This is a genomic window from Thalassococcus sp. (assembly GCF_982780845.1).
On the sequence record NZ_CEYADA010000007.1, the window covers coordinates 153,231 to 169,475 of the forward strand.

General features: G+C 58.4%; 16 protein-coding genes. 6 read left to right on the forward strand and 10 right to left on the reverse strand.

The window, feature by feature from the left end; all coding sequences use genetic code 11:
- The first annotated feature begins 5 nt into the window (after positions 1-5).
- The 3 genes from guaB (at position 6) to AC4FIA_RS09960 (ending at position 5,019) form a co-directional block, all read left to right on the forward strand.
- The gene (gene guaB / locus AC4FIA_RS09950; RefSeq protein ID WP_103909552.1) at positions 6-1,454 is read left to right on the forward strand and encodes an IMP dehydrogenase; all 1,449 of its coding nucleotides are present in this window, start codon (positions 6-8) and stop codon (positions 1,452-1,454) included.
- Between the two features lie 31 nt (positions 1,455-1,485).
- A complete protein-coding gene (locus AC4FIA_RS09955) occupies positions 1,486-2,640 on the forward strand; it encodes an RsmB/NOP family class I SAM-dependent RNA methyltransferase (RefSeq protein ID WP_490365717.1) in 1,155 nt (384 codons plus the stop codon).
- Between the two features lie 96 nt (positions 2,641-2,736).
- Positions 2,737-5,019, forward strand: coding sequence for a hybrid sensor histidine kinase/response regulator (locus AC4FIA_RS09960; protein ID WP_490365718.1), 2,283 nt, complete (start codon positions 2,737-2,739; stop codon positions 5,017-5,019).
- On the opposite strand, the gene AC4FIA_RS09965 is transcribed toward AC4FIA_RS09960, so the two are convergent.
- Genes AC4FIA_RS09965 through AC4FIA_RS09990 form a run of 6 tightly spaced genes read right to left on the reverse strand, consistent with a single transcriptional unit; the run spans position 5,016 to position 9,692 of the window.
- Entirely contained in the window at positions 5,016-6,182 is a 1,167-nt protein-coding gene (locus AC4FIA_RS09965; RefSeq protein ID WP_490365719.1) for a molybdopterin molybdotransferase MoeA, read from the reverse strand. The genes AC4FIA_RS09960 and AC4FIA_RS09965 overlap by 4 nt on opposite strands.
- The gene (moaC, locus tag AC4FIA_RS09970; RefSeq protein ID WP_490365720.1) at positions 6,179-6,655 is read right to left on the reverse strand and encodes a cyclic pyranopterin monophosphate synthase MoaC; all 477 of its coding nucleotides are present in this window, start codon (positions 6,653-6,655) and stop codon (positions 6,179-6,181) included. Before moaC ends, AC4FIA_RS09965 begins: the two co-directional genes overlap by 4 nt.
- Position 6,656: 1 nt before the next feature.
- Entirely contained in the window at positions 6,657-7,457 is an 801-nt protein-coding gene (trpC, locus tag AC4FIA_RS09975; RefSeq protein ID WP_490365721.1) for an indole-3-glycerol phosphate synthase TrpC, read from the reverse strand.
- A complete protein-coding gene (locus AC4FIA_RS09980) occupies positions 7,454-8,101 on the reverse strand; it encodes a uracil-DNA glycosylase (RefSeq protein WP_490365722.1) in 648 nt (215 codons plus the stop codon). The genes trpC and AC4FIA_RS09980 overlap by 4 nt, the downstream gene beginning before the upstream one ends.
- The gene (trpD, locus tag AC4FIA_RS09985) at positions 8,101-9,114 is read right to left on the reverse strand and encodes an anthranilate phosphoribosyltransferase (protein ID WP_490365723.1); all 1,014 of its coding nucleotides are present in this window, start codon (positions 9,112-9,114) and stop codon (positions 8,101-8,103) included. Before trpD ends, AC4FIA_RS09980 begins: the two co-directional genes overlap by 1 nt.
- Positions 9,111-9,692, reverse strand: coding sequence for an anthranilate synthase component II (locus tag AC4FIA_RS09990; protein ID WP_103909559.1), 582 nt, complete (start codon positions 9,690-9,692; stop codon positions 9,111-9,113). Before AC4FIA_RS09990 ends, trpD begins: the two co-directional genes overlap by 4 nt.
- Before the next feature lie 211 nt (positions 9,693-9,903).
- On the opposite strand from AC4FIA_RS09990, the gene AC4FIA_RS09995 reads away from it, so the two are divergent.
- Complete coding sequence (locus AC4FIA_RS09995; protein ID WP_490365724.1) at positions 9,904-11,316, forward strand: divergent polysaccharide deacetylase family protein; 1,413 nt, start codon at positions 9,904-9,906, stop codon at positions 11,314-11,316.
- Here AC4FIA_RS09995 and AC4FIA_RS10000 read toward each other — a convergent pair.
- From AC4FIA_RS10000 to AC4FIA_RS10010, 3 genes are all read right to left on the reverse strand, one after another.
- Positions 11,313-11,951: a DUF1638 domain-containing protein gene (locus AC4FIA_RS10000; RefSeq protein ID WP_490365725.1), complete on the reverse strand. Its 639-nt coding sequence runs from the start codon at positions 11,949-11,951 to the stop codon at positions 11,313-11,315. The genes AC4FIA_RS09995 and AC4FIA_RS10000 overlap by 4 nt on opposite strands.
- A complete protein-coding gene (locus tag AC4FIA_RS10005) occupies positions 11,932-12,105 on the reverse strand; it encodes a hypothetical protein (protein WP_488047760.1) in 174 nt (57 codons plus the stop codon). Before AC4FIA_RS10005 ends, AC4FIA_RS10000 begins: the two co-directional genes overlap by 20 nt.
- 95 nt (positions 12,106-12,200) lie before the next feature.
- Complete coding sequence (locus AC4FIA_RS10010) at positions 12,201-12,905, reverse strand: corrinoid protein (protein WP_488047761.1); 705 nt, start codon at positions 12,903-12,905, stop codon at positions 12,201-12,203.
- Positions 12,906-13,088: 183 nt separating this feature from the next.
- Here AC4FIA_RS10010 and AC4FIA_RS10015 point away from each other — a divergent pair, with 183 nt between their 5' ends.
- On the forward strand, positions 13,089-14,174 hold the full coding sequence (locus tag AC4FIA_RS10015) for a PA0069 family radical SAM protein (RefSeq protein WP_490365726.1): 1,086 nt from the start codon (positions 13,089-13,091) through the stop codon (positions 14,172-14,174).
- A gap of 26 nt (positions 14,175-14,200) precedes the next feature.
- Here AC4FIA_RS10015 and bmt read toward each other — a convergent pair whose 3' ends face one another.
- The gene (gene bmt / locus AC4FIA_RS10020; RefSeq protein WP_103909564.1) at positions 14,201-15,217 is read right to left on the reverse strand and encodes a betaine--homocysteine S-methyltransferase; all 1,017 of its coding nucleotides are present in this window, start codon (positions 15,215-15,217) and stop codon (positions 14,201-14,203) included.
- Positions 15,218-15,443: 226 nt separating this feature from the next.
- On the opposite strand from bmt, the gene purC reads away from it, so the two are divergent.
- On the forward strand, positions 15,444-16,205 hold the full coding sequence (purC, locus tag AC4FIA_RS10025; RefSeq protein ID WP_103909565.1) for a phosphoribosylaminoimidazolesuccinocarboxamide synthase: 762 nt from the start codon (positions 15,444-15,446) through the stop codon (positions 16,203-16,205).
- Positions 16,206-16,245: the final 40 nt, after the last annotated feature.

A 16,245-nucleotide genomic window follows, 5' to 3' on the forward strand; every position in this document is an offset into this window, starting at 1 on the left:
CACCTATGGAGATTCGCGAGGCACTTACCTTCGACGACGTACTTCTTGTTCCGGCTGCTTCTTCGGTTCTTCCGTCGACAGCAGATACACGCACACGCGTGACCCGTAGCATCACCATGAACATCCCACTGCTGAGTTCAGCGATGGATACCGTCACGGAAAGCCGCATGGCGATCACCATGGCGCAGGCTGGTGGGATCGGGGTGGTCCACAAGAACCTGAACGTAGAAGAGCAGGCACGCGAAGTTCGCCGTGTGAAACGCTTTGAAAGCGGGATCGTCTATAACCCTGTGACCCTGAAGGCGGACCAGACACTCGCAGACGCCAAGGCGCTGCGGGATCGTTACGGGTTCACCGGCTTCCCCGTTGTTGATGACAACCACCGCATCGTCGGTATCGTCACAAACCGCGACATGCGTTTTGCCGAGCGTGATGACACGCCGGTTAAGGTGATGATGACCACCAATGATCTGGCTGTTCTGGTTGAGCCTGCGGACCGTCAGGAAGCCATCAGCCTGATGAAGGCCCGCCGGATCGAAAAGCTGTTGGTGACGGACAAGGATGGTAAGCTGACTGGCCTGCTGACGCTGAAAGATACAGAACAGGCCGTTCTGAACCCGACTGCGTGTAAGGACTCTCTCGGTCGTTTGCGTGTTGCGGCGGCCTCGTCTGTAGGCGACAGCGGTTTTGAACGCACATCGGCGCTGATCGACGCCGGTGTCGATATCGTTGTTGTCGATACGGCGCATGGCCACTCGGCTGGTGTTATCGAAGCGGTGAAACGCGCCAAGGCGCTGTCGAACGAAGTTCAGGTGATTGCCGGCAACGTGGCGACCGCTGAAGCGACCAAGGCGCTGATTGATGCGGGTGCGGACGCCGTTAAGGTGGGTATCGGCCCCGGTTCGATCTGTACAACACGTATGGTTGCCGGTGTGGGTGTGCCCCAGCTGACCGCGATTATGGATTGTGCCAAGGCGGCAGGTGATGTGCCTGTGATTGCTGACGGTGGTATCAAGTTCTCGGGCGACTTTGCCAAGGCAATCGCCGCTGGCGCGTCTTGCGCGATGGTTGGCTCGATGATTGCCGGTACTGACGAAAGTCCGGGCGAAGTGATCCTGTATCAGGGCCGTTCGTTCAAAGCCTACCGTGGTATGGGCAGCCTTGGCGCTATGGCGCGTGGCTCTGCCGACCGTTACTTCCAGAAGGATGCCGCCAGCGACAAACTGGTACCCGAAGGGATCGAAGGTCAGGTGCCGTACAAAGGCTCTGCCGGTGCGGTGATCCACCAATTGGTGGGCGGTCTGCGCGCGGCGATGGGCTATACCGGCTGTGCAACCGTGGACGAGATGCGTCAGAACTGCCAGTTCGTGAAAATCACGGGCGCAGGTCTGCGTGAAAGCCACGTGCATGACGTTCAGATCACACGTGAAAGCCCCAACTACCGCGTGGGCTAAGCCCGTTTAACTGGCAAGATCGGAGGCCGTCGTGACACCCGAAGCACGCGTTCAGGCGGCCATCGATATTCTCGATCAGATCAATGATGGCGATCCGGCGGAACGGGCGCTGACCAACTGGTCGCGCCGGTCCCGTTATGCCGGATCAAAGGACCGCGCTGCGATCCGTGATCTGGTGTTCAGCGCCTTGCGCAAATGGCGCAGCACCGCCGCGCTGGGCGGGGCTGAAACGGGCAGGGGCCGCATGATCGGCTTGCTGCGTCAGGACGGCGTGGCACTGGATACTGTTTTCACGGGCAACCGCTTTGCGCCCGATCCCTTGCGCGCTGAAGAACTGGAGGGCGGTACGCAACCGTCCGATGCTGCGGCAATGGATTTGCCCGATTGGGTCTGGGAAAAATTCAAGTCTGACCTTGGGGATCGTGCCGCTGATGCTGCGCAGGTTCTTCGCGACCGCGCGCCTGTGACGTTGCGGGTCAACACGCTGAAAGGTGACGTTGCCACAGCGCAAACCCGCCTGTTGTCCGAGGGCATTGCCACACGTGCCAACCCCAAAAGCGCAACGGCTCTGACTGTGGAAGAGGGCCAGCGCAAGGTTGCCCAGAGCGATGCCTATCAGTCGGGTCTTGTCGAGCTTCAGGATGCGTCCAGTCAGGCCATTGTCGATGCGTTGCCAGATCGTCAGCCGCAAAACATATTGGATTATTGTGCAGGCGGGGGCGGCAAATCGCTGGCTCTGGCGGCCCGCTTTCCGGACGCGCGAATAATCGCGCATGACGCCTTTCCTCAACGAATGAAAGACATTCCGGCCCGTGCGTCCCGCGCTGGAGCCACTGTCAAAATTGCGAACAAACCTGAAGGCCGGTTTGATCTGGTCTTTTGCGATGTGCCCTGTTCCGGCAGTGGCACTTGGCGTCGAGCGCCAGAAGCCAAATGGCGTTTCAGCCCAGACGATCTGCAGGACCTTGTCGGGACGCAGGCCGAAATCCTGCTCATTGCATCCGAAATGGTGTCAGCGGGCGGCTTACTGGCCTACGCCACCTGCTCCATTCTGGGTGACGAAAATTCCAAGCAAATTGACCGTTTTCTGGCGGACAACCCGCAGTGGCATGTTGTGACGTCGGAATTCTATTTGCCTGATGCTGAAGGCGATGGTTTTTTCCTAACAATCCTTACCAGAGATTAATAGATCATTAGCAACTATAAGTTGATATCGCCAAAATAGAGCCTAACGTGGTCTCTATCTTGGGGTGGAAGTTCATTTGCCTCGACTGAACTGGACGTGGGCCTGAACGACATGATGAAATCGACAGCAAAGAATATCGAAAGTTCCCAGCTGCGCGGCGTTTATCTTCTTCTGTTTTTGTCCGGTGTTCTGGCTATCGGTGGCAGCGTCGTCGCCCCGCAAATTGACGGCTTACTTTTGTCGATTGGCGGCGCGGCCTTCACCTGCCTTATCTGTTTTGCGTTTTATGCCGCTGTGCAGGGGATGTTTCAGCGCGGCATCTTTCTGGCGGCCAAAACCGCGGCGGAACTAAGCGCATCGCCGGTTCTGTTGACGGACAGAAACGCCTTTGTCGTTTTTCAGAACAAGGTTGTGCAGGATGAATTCGGCGATTGTTTGGATGCACCGATTGCACAGGCTTTGGATGATGATCTGATTGAACCACTGCCTGCAATTGCGCAACTTCTTCAGGACGTTAAGGGAAATGGCGCTGCGTCGCAGGAGTTTCTGACGGACGGCGGACAGCTTAAAATCCATGTGCGCAAAATCGGGCGCAGGTATCTGTTGTGGCAAATCCAGCGCAGCGAAGCAGGCTCTGGTGGCGCGTTTTTGCCCAGTATTTCGGTGGGGCGCCACGGTGTCATTTTATCCATGAACACCCAAGCGCGCGCACTTTTCGGGATGCGCGTGCATCGGCTGGATCAGATCGCACCGGTCAATGCATTCCGCGACGGCCAGATTATTGAACTGGTGACGAAGAATGGGCGGAAGCAGACCTTTATCACCAAATGCGTTGCCCGCGCCGTGGGGCGAACCGAATTTATCTTGGTGGAGCATAAGGTCAGCGATTGCATGTCGCAGGTCGATTGCGACAGCTTGCCCATCGGCCTTTTGACGATCTCGCGCGAAGGGATCATCACAATGGCCAACAGTCGCGCCCGCAAACTTCTGAACCAAAGCGACGTTCAGGGTGGCCCGCTGGCCGCTTATTTCGAAGGTCTCGGGCGGTCGATCCCCGACTGGATTTCGGATGCCTACGCGGGCCGGGGATTGAACAAATCCGAGTTTTTGCGGGTGTCTCGGGATGATCGCGAAGTCTTTGTTCAGGTATATCTTAGCCGGATCGAAGATCAGGGTACGGAAAAACTGATCGCTCTTCTGAATGACGCGACAGAATTGAAGACCCTTGAGCGACAATTCGTGCAAAGTCAGAAAATGCAGGCGATTGGTCAGTTGGCGGGTGGCGTTGCGCACGACTTTAACAACCTTTTGACTGCAATATCAGGGCATTGCGATCTGATGTTGTTGCGTCATGACAAAGGTGGGCCAGATTATCCGGATCTTGTGCAAATCCACCAGAACGCCAACCGCGCCGCCGGTTTGGTCGAGCAGCTTCTGGCGTTTTCGCGCAAACAAACGCTACGCCCCGAGGTTCTGGACCTTCGGGATACCCTGTCTGATCTGACACACCTTCTGAACCGGCTGGTTGGGGAAACGGTGTCACTGCAATTGAAGCATGACCCGCTGTTGCCCCCCATCCGCGCAGACCGTCGCCAGATCGAACAGGTGCTCATGAACCTTGTCGTGAACGCCCGCGACGCGATGGCGAATGGTGGCAAGATCGTTATCGAGACCGAGAAAACCGTGCTGGACGAACCACTGGTGCGCAATCGCGCGAGCGTGCCTCCGGGGGAATACGTCTTGGTGCAGGTCATTGATGAAGGCGAGGGCATCCCCGAAGACCTGCAACAAAAGATCTTTGAACCCTTTTACACCACGAAACGCACTGGCGAGGGCACGGGGCTGGGCCTGTCGACGGTCTATGGGATCGTCAAACAGTCTGGCGGCTACATCTTTGTGAACAGTGAAATGGGCATGGGCACGACGTTCCAGATTCTGTTTCCTGTCCATTCGGGGCCGGCCATCAGCCCTGTCGCGGAAATGCCAGAGCCTGTGCGAATGCCGACGAAGGCCGGACAGGGCGTCATCCTGTTGGTCGAGGACGAAGCGCCCGTGCGCGCATTTGCATCGCGTGCGTTGCGCCTGCGTGGCTATACCGTGATCGAGGCAGAGTCGGCGGAGGCGGCGCTGAACACTCTGGCCGACGGAACGTTGCACATTGATCTGTTCGTGTCCGACGTGATCATGCCCGGCATGGACGGGCCGACTTGGGTGCGCCAAGCACGTGAGATGCGGCCCGATGTAAGCGTTGTGTTCGTGTCAGGGTATGCCGAAGACGCATTCGGGGGCGCAGCCCAGGACATGGAGAAAGTCACCTTCCTTCCCAAGCCATTTTCGCTGTCAGCCCTGACTGAAACAGTCAGCAAAGCCTTGGGTTAGATCGTGATGAACTCGATCACGTCGCCAGCTTTTCGCGCGGGATCGTGGGGCGCGCGAACGGCAAGCGCGTTCGAGGCGCTTAGGACGCTCAACAACGCGCTGTCCTGACGATCGGCGACGTGAAGCCCTTCTGCTGTCAGATGCGCGCGCATGTAGTGTTCACGTGGGCCGTTCTGGCTGATATCGTTCAGCAACAGACCCTTTTGACGTTCCACCGGTGCAGCGGGCAGGCCCATCATCGCATGCAGCAAAGGCACAACGAAAATCCGGCCGCAGACCATCGCCGACACCGGGTTACCGGGAAGGCCAACCATCATCGCATGGTTCAGTCGGCCTGCCATCAATGGTTTGCCGGGGCGCATGGCAACTTTATAAAAACTACGTTCAAGCCCCAAACCTTCGGCGGCCTGTGCCACCAGATCGTGGTCGCCTACAGATGCGCCGCCGATTGTGATCACCAGATCGGCATCTTCGACGAAGCCAAGCACAGTTTGCAGCGAATTGATCGTGTCGCGAGCGATTGGCAACAGACGAACATCAGCGCCACCCTTGGTCAGCATCGCGTGCAGACCAAAGGTGTTGGACGCGATGATCTGGTCCGGGCCGGGCGTTTCGCCGGGCATCACCAATTCATCGCCCGTGGAAATCAGCGCCACTTTCGGGCGCTTGGACACGGTCACTTCCGGACAGTTCATCGAGGCCATCAGCGCCAGATCGTTTGGCGTGATCCGCGTCGGGGCCTTCAGAGTGAAGCCTTCGGCAAAATCGTTGCCCGCGGGACGGATGTAGGATTTTGTGTCGGCGTCAGGCTTGATCGTGATCTGGTCGCCGTCACGATCCACATCTTCCTGAATGACGATCCGCGTTGCACCTTCGGGCAAAGGCGCGCCGGTGAAGATGCGCACAGCCTGACCAGAGGCTACCGATCCATCAAAGGCATGTCCCGCAGCACTTTCGCCAATCACCGTCAGCGTGTCACCGGTTTCGGCGGAAACAACGGCATAGCCATCCATGGCGGATGCCGGAAAGGGGGGCTGGTTGCGCGTGGACACGCAGTCGGTCCGCAAAACGCGATCATAGGCCTGAAGCAAAGGTACCGTTTCTGTCGGCAGAGTTTGCGACAGCGAAAACAGGTGATCCAGTGCTTGGTTAACGGAGATCATTTTGCTTCGTATCGGCCCGATTTACCGCCGTCTTTCAGCGTAACGCGCACACCGCCGATTTCCATCGCTTTATCGACGGCTTTGGCCATGTCGTAAACCGTCAGCGCCGCTGTCGAAACGGCTGTCAGCGCCTCCATCTCGACACCGGTCTGACCGGTTGTCTTGACGGTTGCCGTAATGCGAATACCCGGCAGCTCCGCGTCAGGTGTCAGTTCGACCGCGACTTTGGTGACGGGCAGCGGGTGGCACAAAGGGATCAGATCGGGCGTTTTCTTGGCGCCCATGATGCCAGCCAGACGTGCGACACTGATCACATCGCCTTTCTTGGCGCGGCCTTCGGTGATGATGTCATAGGTGGCTTGCGCCATCTTGACCCAGCCCTCCGCCGTCGCGATCCGCGAGGTATGCTCTTTGTCCGAGACATCCACCATATGGGCATCGCCCTTGGCGTCGAAATGGGTCAGTTCAGCCATATTACATCACCGGTTCAGCTAGCAGGGCACGGGTGGCCGCGGTTACATCATCTTGCCGCATCAGGGATTCCCCGATCAGGAAGGTGCGCGCACCGCAGGCCGCCATGCGGGCAAGATCGTCAGGGGTAAATAGACCGGATTCCGAGACCAGCAAACGGTCCTTTGGTACGGCCTTGGACAGCTCTTCGGTCGTTGTCAGTGACGTCTCGAACGTGTGCAGATTGCGGTTGTTCACACCGACGAGCTCAGACTTCAGCAGCAGCGCACGGTCCAGTTCTTCGCGGTCGTGCACCTCGATCAGAACGTCCATTCCCCATTCAAACGCGCAGGCCTCAAGCTCGGCGGCTTGGGCGTCGGACAGGCTGGCCATGATCAACAGGATGCAGTCAGCCCCAAGCGCGCGGGCTTCGGCGACTTGATAGGTGTCGTACATGAAATCCTTGCGCAGGGCGGGCATGTTGGTGGCTTCGCGTGCTTGTACCAGGAACTCTTTTGCGCCCTGAAAGCTGGGCGTGTCTGTCAGAACCGACAAACACGTTGCGCCGCCGTCTTCATATGCTTTTGCAAGCTTCGCAGGATCGAAGTCTGCGCGGATCAAACCCTTGGAGGGCGAGGCTTTCTTCACCTCGGAAATCAGGCCGTAGCCGGTTTCTTCTGCCTTGCGCAGGGCCTTGGCGAAGGGGCGTACGGGGCTTGCTGATTTGGCGTCGGCTTCGACATCGGACAGGGATTTAGCCGCTTTGGCGGCCGCAATTTCTTCAAGCTTGTAGGCTTTGATCTTTTCCAGAATGGTCGCAGTCATGATCCTGTCCAGTCGATTTCAGGCTGTCCACCTGCCTTAAGCCACTCGTTCACCCGCGAAAAGGGGCGAGAGCCGAAAAAGCCGCGTCGGGCCGACAAGGGCGATGGATGGGCCGAGGCCAGGATCAGATGATCGGGGCCTGTGATGCAAGGTTGGAATTTTTGCGCGTGGCCACCCCATAGGATGAAGGCGCGCGGTTTATCAGAAAGCGCGGTCAGAACATCTTCGGTCAGATGTTTCCAGCCGAGTTTCGCATGCGCGCCCGCTTCGCCCGCAGGAACAGTCAGCGCGGTGTTCAGCAACAACACACCCTGACGCGCCCAGAACCGCAGATCGCCGTTGGCGGGACGTGCGCCGAATTCGGCATCCAGTTCTTTGTAGATGTTGCCCAGTGATCGGGGCAGAGGCAGCACATCGGGTTCGGTAGAAAACGCAAACCCATGGGCGTGGCCGGGCGTGGGATAAGGGTCTTGTCCCAGAATGACCACGCGGACGTCGTCAGGCGCATTGGCATTCAGGGCCGCAAAAATCTGATCCTGCGGCGGCAGAATTGTGCGGGTTTCCAGCGCCAGCGCATCGCGGATCGACGGCCAATGGGTGGTGAAAAAGGGCAGGTGATCCCACCCTTTGGGAAGGTCTGTCATCACGCCTGCGTCAGTCGCGCCAATGTTTCTGCCGCATTCAACGCTTTGCCGCTGGCAATGCTTTCTGCGGCGATTTCAACGCCTGCTTTCAGGTCTGCGGCAACATCTGCCACGACCAGCGCTGCGGCAGAGTTGAACAGAACCGCATCACGATAGGCACCTGTTTCACCTTCCAGAAGCGCGCGCAGGGCTTTTCCGTTTTCAGCAGGTGTGCCACCCAGAATATCGCGCATATGGTGCACCGGAAGACCGGCGTCTTCAGGGTGGATTTCGCGGCTGTGGATTTCGCCGTCTTCCAGCGCGGCGACTGACGTTGTGCCAGTGATCGACACCTCGTCCATGCCGTCACTGCCGTGAACCAGCCATGCCTTCTCGGACCCCAGCGCCTGCAGCGTTTCTGCCATCGGATGGATCAGATCCAGTGCAAAGGCACCGGTCAACTGACGTTTGACGCCAGCAGGGTTGGTCAGCGGACCAAGGATGTTGAAGATCGTCTTGCAGCCCAGTTCCTGACGAACCGGCATCACATGTTTCATTGCCGGATGGTGCATGGGCGCCATCATGAAACCGATGCCAGCCTCGGCGATCGCACGTTCTACGACCTCGGCCCCGACCATCACGTCGATGCCCAAAGCACCCAAGGCATCAGCCGCGCCGGATTTGGACGACAGGTTGCGGTTACCGTGCTTGGCAACAGGAACGCCTGCGCCAGCCACAACGAACGCAGTCGCGGTCGAGATGTTCAGTGTGCCTAGACCGTCGCCGCCAGTGCCCACGATATCCATCGCGTTTGTGGGGGCTTTGACCGGAACGCATTTGGCGCGCATTGTCGCGGCGGCTGCGGCGTATTCGGACACGGATTCACCGCGTGCGCGCATCGCCATCAAAAGACCGCCAACTTGGGCAGGCGTGGCTTCGCCTTCGAACAGGATTTCGAACGCCTGATTGGCTTGCGACCGGCTCAGCGGGCCTTCCGAGGCGGCAAAGATCAGCGGTTTGATTGCGTCGCTCATGCCGGCACCTTCATCAGATCGGTGAAGTTTTGCAGCAGCTTATGACCGTGCTCGGAGGCGATGGATTCAGGGTGGAACTGAACACCGTGGATAGGCAGCGTCTTGTGCGACAGGCCCATGATGGTGCCGTCTTCCAGCTCGGCTGTGATCTCAAGGCAATCGGGCAGCGATTCACGTTCTACCACCAGCGAATGGTAACGCGTGGCTTCAAACGGGCTGGGCAGGCCTTTGAACACGCCTTTGCCGGTGTGATGCATGATTCCCATTTTGCCATGCACGATTTCGCTATGCTGCACGACTTTGCCGCCAAAGGCCTGACCGATGGTCTGATGACCAAGGCACACGCCCATCAACGGCGTTTCGGTTTCGGCAGCGGCCTTTGTCAGCGCAAGACAAATACCTGCCTGATCGGGATCGCACGGACCGGGCGACAGCAGAATACCCGCTGGGTTCATGGCCATGGCTTCTTGAACATTGATCGCGTCGTTGCGTTTCACGACAACTTCGGTGCCCAGTTCGCCCAGATAATGAACCAGATTGTAGGTAAAGCTGTCGTAATTATCGATAAGAAGCAGCATAACGTGTTTGTCTTTCCGGATTTCTATCAACGGGGCTGGCGGCACCCGCCTTGGTCGCTGTATACATGATGCGAGGTACAGGTTCGCGTCAAGGGCACGGGACCTAATCCATGCGATCTGCGAAGTCTAAATCGCGGGCGAGGGTATTTGAGCAGGTAAAGGGGCGAATTCCATGGCAAGGAGTTTCCTAACAGGTATTGGAGCGGGCTTGGTGACATCGGTCGCCGGCGCGGTGGGGCTTTCCTTGGTGCTGGGCGAACCGAACGCGACGCCGCCTCAGGATATGATGCAGGAAACCGAAGCGCCGGCTGTGCCGGTCGCGGAACCCGATGCCGATGCGACAGTGCCTGCTGCGGAAACCGATATGCCCGACGTGGCGGTCGTCGATCCTTCGCTGAATGCGCCGCAGCCCGATACGGCTCCGATTGCGACGCCCGACGTGGCCGAGCCAGAAGTCCAGCAAGACGTTGATCAGGTTGTCGCGTCGGAAACGGAAAATGCTGATGTCGCGCCTGCGCCATCCGAGGCGCCCACAGTCCCACAGACACCTACGGCACCCGATGCAGTCACCGCTGACGTTGCGCCAGCGCCTGTTGCCGAGCCGGAAAACACGCCTGCAACCGACGGAACATCGCCGGAAATGGCGGATGCGCCAGAGGCCGGTTCGGCGGACATTGTGGCCCCTGAAACGGAAGCGGCGCCCGCGTCCAACGAAACGGCCGAGTTGCCAGCACCTGACGCGACAGCTGACGTACCCAGTATTGATACAGAACCGCCCGCAGCGCCTGCGGAAGAACCCGAGATCGCAGCCATCGCGCCGCTTGATCCATCGGGGCCGGTGATCGGGAAACCGGCGGGTTCACTGCTGGATCGTACAGACAGCGCGCGGTCAAGCCGTCTGCCAACCGTTGGTCAAACCGCTGATGCGGCGGTTTCGGCACCTGCCTCGGTCCCGGTCGAAATGTTTGCCGCCGAGGTGGAAATTGACGAAACCCTGCCGCGCATGGCGATTTTGTTGATTGATGACGGGCAGGGGCCGCTTGGGCCCAATGCATTGGATTCATTTCCCTTTCCTGTGACGTTTGCGATCGATCCCGCAGCGCCCGACGCAAAAGAGCGCATGGCGGCCTACCGCGAGAAAGGCTTTGAAGTCATGGCGCTGGTGTCCGCGCCCGAAGGGGCGACACCGCAGGATGTAGAAGTGACGCTGGAAGCCAACCTTGTCACGCTGCCCGAGGTTGTCGGCGTGATGGAAGCGCCGAGTGGTGGCCTCCAGACATCGCGCGCCGTGTCCGATCAAGTGGCGGAATACCTGCGTGCGTCCGGTCATGGGTTGGTACTGCAACCCAACGGTTTGAACACGGCGCAGGCCTTGGCTGAACGTCTGGGCGTTCCGTCCAATTCGGTCTTCCGCGACTTTGACGGTGACGGCCAGGATCCGCGCGTTCAGCGTCGGTTCCTTGATCAGGCGGCGTTCAAAGCACGTCAGGAAGGCGGGGTGATCATGATGGGTCGCCTGCAGGCCGATACGATCTCAGCGCTGTTGCTGTGGGGCCTACAGGATCGCGCGGGGCAGGTGGCCTTGGTTCCTGTCACCAAGGTGCTGAGCGAACGCGGGCTTTAAGCCCAATCCGCCATTGTCAGTTCCAGATCGCCGTAGCCGGTGAACCTGCGTTCAAAATCCAGCCCGAGCCGCGCGGCACAGTCCTGCGCTTTGGCGGTCAGCGCCGGATCGTCGATCTGCGCCTGATAGACCAGCTTGGTGTAATGAGCGAAATACATGTCCCGCAATTCAGGATGGCGGTCTAGGCCAAGAGGCTCCCAGACGAACGCATCGAATTGCCGCACCAGAAAATCTGTCAGGTAGAATGCTGTAAATTCGTCCCGCGCGGCAAAGGCCTCGTTGCCTTCGAAAAAGCTATAGCAATGGGGGCCAGCCACCATTTCGACGCCGATGTCATCACAGGCCGCTTGCAACAGACCACCGGTGCCGCAGTCGGCGTAGACCACATAGATACGGTCATAAAAAGCGCGGTGCTTTTCGACCGCAGCCTTCACCGCTGGCACAATCTGATCTGGTGAGTTGTGAAGGATGGCAGGCAGGCAGGTTAGATCCAGATGATCCCAGCCATTTTTTTCTTTCACATCAAGGATTTCGCGGGCCAAAGCGCCGCAGGCAATCAATAGGACAGACCCCGCCTGTAGCGCGGAAAAACCGTCGTCACGAAGTGTGGAATCGTCAGGGACGTGTGTCGTCATGAGGGACGTGGCCCAGTCCCCAGCGGGCCAGAAGGCCTAGGACCAGCAGTACGGGAAGGACCGTGAATGCACCCAACGAATTGAACGCCCAGACCGTAATCGCGGCGGCACAGAGAACGCTGAAGATCAACAGTGTGAAAGATGTGACAGGCATCCGACTCTCCCTTACAGCCTTAATATGGGCGTTCGAACGCGAAAGAAAAGGACTTTCGCGCTCTTACCCATACTATCGGCTGCTTTTGGCAAAGATTAACCGGAGGCCCGCTGATTATGGCGGCGTGCGACCATTTCTTTGGCTTTTTCAACAGCAACAGCTGCGTCACGGCAGTAGGCGTCTGCGCCAATGGCCTTGCCAAATTCTTCGTTCAGCGGTGCGCCACCGACCAGAACGATATAGTCGTCACGGATGCCCTGTTCCTTCATCTCGTCGATGACGGTTTTCATGTAGGGCATGGTGGTTGTCAGCAGGGCGGACATACCAAGGATATCGGCGTCAAATTCTTTGGCCGCGTCGATAAAGTTTTCGACAGGGTTGTTGATGCCGATGTTCATGACTTCAAAGCCTGCGCCTTCCATCATCATGGTCACTAGGTTCTGACCGATGTCGTGGATGTCGCCTTTGACCGTGCCGATCACCATCCGGCCCACAGTTTCTGCACCGGTTTCGGCCAGAAGCGGTTTCAGGATGGCCATGCCGCCCTTCATCGCGTTCGCAGCCAGCAGAACTTCGGGAACGAACAGGATGCCGTCACGGAAGTCACGACCAACGATGGTCATGCCGCCGACGAGAGCTTCGGTCAGAACGCGATAGGGGGCCCATCCGCGTTCCAGCAGGATGTTCACACCTTCGCAAACCTCGTCCCGCAGACCGTCGTACAGGTCGTCCATCATCTGGGGGACAAGTTCTTCATCGTCGAGTTCGGACAGGATCAGTTCGTCTTCTTCTTCCGACATGGGTTGGGTCCTTTCAGAAAGGTTCAGCGCTTATGCCTGATAAGCAGCTATGTGGCTATTTTGTAAAAAGAACTGGGCTTTTTGCGACATTTGCGATGCGGACTGCGACCAAGCGTATTCTTGACCACAGTTTCGCGACCGGTTGGGATTGTGAATGTTCCACTTTTGTTCTAATTTGTCGCGATGACGCGCCATCAGAACAGCATTGCGGCCGATGCCCTTAAAGGCAGGGCCGCGACCAGCCGTGACAGCGGCCGGTTCGAACGGTTTACGCGGGCTGATTTCAGCGATGGCTGGGACATTGCAGAAGACGTTTCTGTCGAACGGACGACTGTTGCGGACGAGGTTCCACGCACGGCGATCAACTACGTGCGGTCGCCTGATTTGCCCTTTGATCGCAGCATCAACGTCTATCGCGGTTGCGAACACGGATGCATCTATTGCTTTGCCCGTCCGACGCACGCCTATCTGGGCCTGTCGCCGGGACTGGACTTCGAAACGCGTCTGATTGCCCGACCGGGGATCGCGCAGGTGTTGGAGCGCGAGTTGCGGGCGCGCAAATACAGCGTCGGCACAATGGCCATGGGCACGAACACCGATCCCTACCAGCCTGTCGAAAAAGACCGCGAAATTACCCGCGATGTCCTGAAGATTTTGCAGGCTTTCAATCATCCCGTAGGTATTGTGACCAAGGGAACGCTGATTGAGCGTGACATTGATGTTTTGTCGAAGATGGCGGCAGAAGGCCTTGTTCGTGTTGATATTTCTGTCACCACGCTGGATCCGCGCCTGTCCCGAAAGATGGAGCCGCGCGCCCCTGCGCCCGCACGTCGTCTGGAAACCATACGCCGTTTGACACGCGCCGGTATTCCCGTGCGTGTCATGGCGTCGCCCATTGTGCCCGCGCTGACCGACCTGGAGCTTGAGGCCATTCTTGAGGCCGCCAAAGACGCGGGTGCCGACGCTGCCAGCTACATCATGTTGCGCCTTCCGCTTGAGGTGTCGCCGCTGTGGCAGGACTGGCTGGATACCAATTATCCCTACCGCGCCACCCGCGTAATGGGGCTGTTGCGCGACATGCACGGGGGCAAGGATTACGAGGCCGCCTGGGGCAAACGCATGCGCGGCGAGGGCAGCTATGCCGATCTGATCGCCCAGCGTTTTGCCCTTGCGACCAAGCGCCTTGGTCTGGCTGTCAAAACGCCACCGCTGCGAACAGACCTGTTCCGCCCGCCGCCAAGGGCAGGGGATCAGTTGTCTTTGTTCTGATGCGGTGACGTTCATTCCTGTGGGCCTTAGCCGCGACGGCGACGGTTGCGTTCGCGCTTCGGTGCGCCGCCGTCATCTTCGGTGCCGTCGTTATCGGACGAAAACGGACCGATCTTGGTCGCGATTTCTTCCAGTGTCGGGCGGTCACCACGGGGCGTGTTTTCCAGCGCCTCGCGCATCGCGCGCAGGTGTTCCGGCATGGTGCCACAGCAGCCGCCAATGATGGTCGCGCCAGCATCACGCGCCATGACGGCGTATTCGCCCATCAGTTCCGGCGTGCCGTCATAGTGGATGTGGCCTTCGACATATTTGGGGATGCCTGCGTTGCCCTTGGCAATGATAGGAAGTTCAGGCGCCTGCGCGGAAAAGCCCATGACAGAGCGCAGCAGGTCCGACGCGCCGGTGCCGCAGTTCGCGCCGAATGCCAGCGGCCGGTTTTCGATGCTTTGTGCCAGCTCGACCATACCAGCCGATGTCAGACCCATCATTGTACGGCCTGCGGTGTCAAAGCTCATGGTGCCACACCACGGCATGTCTGCCAGTTTGAAAGCCTCGGCAGCGGCGCGGAATTCTTCGGGCGCGGAAATGGTTTCCAGCCACAGCACATCAGCGCCGCCTTCTTTCAGACCTTCGGCCTGTTCGTGGAACATCTCGACCGCGTCCGCGTGGGACAATGTGCCAACTGGCAACATGATATCGCCTGTCGGACCAACGGAACCGGCAACAACGATCTTGCGGCCCGCTTTGTCAGCAAGATTACGACCCAGTTCCGCAGCGGCTTTGTTCAGCTCGCGCACGCGGTCCTGACCGTTGTGCAGTTTCAAACGCGATGCGTTGCCACCAAATGAGTTCGTCAGAAAGATATCGCTGCCCGCATCAATCGCGAATTGATACAGTTTTTCGATGCGATCGGGGTGATCCACGTTCCAGAACTCGGGGGCGTCGCCCGATGTCAGGCCCATGTTGAACAGGTTGGTGCCAGTAGCACCATCCGCCATCAGCCAGTCTCTTTCGGCCAGCAACTCGGCAAGCGCGTTTGTCATTGTCTTCTCCGGAGGGTTAACTTTGCATGCAGCGCCTCTTTGTCACGATGCCTTCCGTGAAGCAAATTCATAATCTTCAAGATGATGTTGAAGGCGTTTTGCAATGAATCCGCCAAGCTTTGTACGATCTGTCCGGTTAGTGCGCTTGCGGCAACGTCAGCGTTGCACTAAGAGGGCGCCAAAGACGGACTCAGCCCGATCTGTTCTATATGAAAGGCCCGCGCCCATGGCTCGCCGTAAAAAGATCTACGAAGGTAAAGCAAAAATTCTGTACGAAGGTCCGGAACCGGGCACAATTGTGCAGTACTTCAAGGATGACGCGACCGCCTTTAACGCCGAGAAAAAGGACGTGATCGAAGGGAAGGGCGTGTTGAACAACCGCCTGTCCGAATTCTTCATGACCGGCCTGAACAACATCGGCGTGCCGACACACTTCCTTAAGCGTCTGAACATGCGTGAACAGCTGGTCCGTTCCTGCGAGATCATTCCGCTGGAAATCATCGTGCGCAACTTTGCCGCCGGTTCGCTATCCAAGCGTCTGGGTATCGACGAGGGCACACCGCTGCCGCGTCCGATTGTCGAGTACTGCTACAAAGATGACAAACTGGGCGACCCGCTGGTCACCGAAGAACACATCGCCGCCTTCGGCTGGGCAAGCCAGCAGGACATGGAAGACATCCTGAGCCTTGCGTTGCGCGTCAACGACTTCATGTCGGGCGTGATGATGGCTGTTGGTATCCGTCTGGTGGATTTCAAAATCGAAATCGGCCGCGTTTATGATGGCGATTTCCAGCGTCTTGTTGTTGCTGACGAAATCAGCCCCGACAGCTGCCGCCTCTGGGATCTGGAAACAGGCCAGAAGCTGGACAAAGACGTGTTCCGCCGTGATCTGGGCAACCTGACAGACGCTTATGCAGAAGTTGCACGTCGTCTTGGCGTGATGCCCAAAAATTCGCAGCCGATCACCAAGCCGACGCTGATTAACTAATCTACTACGACCACGGGCCTCGGCCCGACCGACCGGAGAA

Excerpts from the sequence above, each read along its gene's own strand:
- guaB (WP_103909552.1), top strand. The coding sequence starts at position 6 with ATGGAGATTCGCGAGGCACTTACCTTCGACGACGTACTTCTTGTTCCG.
- bmt (WP_103909564.1), bottom strand. The coding sequence starts at position 15,217 with ATGACAAACGCGCTTGCCGAGTTGCTGGCCGAAAGAGACTGGCTGATG.
- trpC (WP_490365721.1), bottom strand. The coding sequence starts at position 7,457 with ATGACTGCGACCATTCTGGAAAAGATCAAAGCCTACAAGCTTGAAGAA.
- moaC (WP_490365720.1), bottom strand. The coding sequence starts at position 6,655 with ATGGCTGAACTGACCCATTTCGACGCCAAGGGCGATGCCCATATGGTG.
- purC (WP_103909565.1), top strand. The coding sequence starts at position 15,444 with ATGGCTCGCCGTAAAAAGATCTACGAAGGTAAAGCAAAAATTCTGTAC.
- AC4FIA_RS10015 (WP_490365726.1), top strand. The coding sequence starts at position 13,089 with ATGACGCGCCATCAGAACAGCATTGCGGCCGATGCCCTTAAAGGCAGG.
- AC4FIA_RS10005 (WP_488047760.1), bottom strand. The coding sequence starts at position 12,105 with ATGCCTGTCACATCTTTCACACTGTTGATCTTCAGCGTTCTCTGTGCC.
- AC4FIA_RS09965 (WP_490365719.1), bottom strand. The coding sequence starts at position 6,182 with ATGATCTCCGTTAACCAAGCACTGGATCACCTGTTTTCGCTGTCGCAA.
- trpD (WP_490365723.1), bottom strand. The coding sequence starts at position 9,114 with ATGAGCGACGCAATCAAACCGCTGATCTTTGCCGCCTCGGAAGGCCCG.
- AC4FIA_RS09980 (WP_490365722.1), bottom strand. The coding sequence starts at position 8,101 with ATGACAGACCTTCCCAAAGGGTGGGATCACCTGCCCTTTTTCACCACC.
- AC4FIA_RS10010 (WP_488047761.1), bottom strand. The coding sequence starts at position 12,905 with ATGTCGGAAGAAGAAGACGAACTGATCCTGTCCGAACTCGACGATGAA.
- AC4FIA_RS10000 (WP_490365725.1), bottom strand. The coding sequence starts at position 11,951 with ATGACGACACACGTCCCTGACGATTCCACACTTCGTGACGACGGTTTT.
- AC4FIA_RS09990 (WP_103909559.1), bottom strand. The coding sequence starts at position 9,692 with ATGCTGCTTCTTATCGATAATTACGACAGCTTTACCTACAATCTGGTT.